The following is a 1,036-nucleotide window of genomic DNA, read 5'->3' as shown; positions in this document are numbered from 1 at the left end:
CGCCGGACGCGCAGGAGGCGGTGCGGTTGCTGGCGGTGTCCGCGCTGGTGGAGGGCCGGGACCGGGCGGAGGTCGCGGCCATGTTCAGGGTGTCGGTCAGGGCCGTGGACAACTGGTGGGCGAGGTGGCGGACCGGTGGCCGGGACGCTTTGCTGTCCCGGCCGCGAGGTCGCCGCACAGGCGAGCACCAGGTGCTGTCCGAGGCCGAGCAGGCCGCTGTGCGGCAGGCGGTCCTCGATCACATCCCCTGTGACCTGGGGCTTTCCGGGCAGTTATGGACGCGGAAGCTGATAGGTGAGCTGATCTTCCATCTGTACCGGGTCCGGTTCACCGAGCCCGGGGTGGGCAAGTACCTCAGGCGATGGGGTCTGACCTTCCAGCGGCCAGACAAGCGGGCTGTGGAACAGGATCGGGCGGCCGTCCGCACCTGGTGCCAGGAGACCTGGCCGGCAATCCGGGCCAGGGCGAAGGCCGAGGGCGCCGAGGTCCTCTTCGGAGACCAGGTCGGGATCCGCTCGGACCAGGTCACCGGCCGCACCTGGGGCGCCAAGGGCCGGACGCCGGTCGTCCGACGCACCGGGAACCGGTTCTCCGTGAACGCGATGTCCGCGATCAGCACAAAGGGGCGGATGCACTTCATGGTCTTCACCGAGACCTTCGACGCGAAGGTCATGTGCCGCTTCCTCGCCCGGCTCGTGGGGCACTTCGACCGGAAGGTACACCTGATCGTGGACCGGCACTCGGCCCACCGCTCGAAGGCCGTCCGGGCCTGGCTCGCCGAGCACGAGGACCAAGTCGAACTGCACTTCCTGCCCTCGTACTCACCGGAGCTGAACCCGGACGAGCTGGTCAACGCCGACCTGAAACACAGCCTGCCCCATACCCACCGGGCCAGGAACCAGGCCGAACTCGCCACCGAAACCCGCCGGTTCTTCCACCGCCGCCAACGCCAACCCCACATCGTGCGCGGATACTTCGGCAGCCGCCACGTCCGCTACATCCTCGACGAGTGAACCCAATAAGTTTCTGATCAATA

General features: G+C 68.1%; 1 protein-coding gene. It reads left to right on the top strand.

Annotated features, from left to right (window positions below; translation table 11 throughout):
• Nucleotides 1-1,013, top strand: a 1,013-nt coding sequence (locus ACIHCL_RS37005) for an IS630 family transposase (RefSeq protein WP_399868942.1), incomplete at its 5' end; no start/stop codon positions are given.
• Nucleotides 1,014-1,036 lie beyond the last annotated feature (23 nt).

The sequence above is a fragment of the Streptomyces sp. NPDC052042 genome, from assembly GCF_044548345.1.
Lineage (GTDB): Bacteria > Actinomycetota > Actinomycetes > Streptomycetales > Streptomycetaceae > Streptomyces.
Note: the sequence above shows the minus strand (reverse complement) of the source record. Positions and strands in the feature narration are given on the sequence as shown.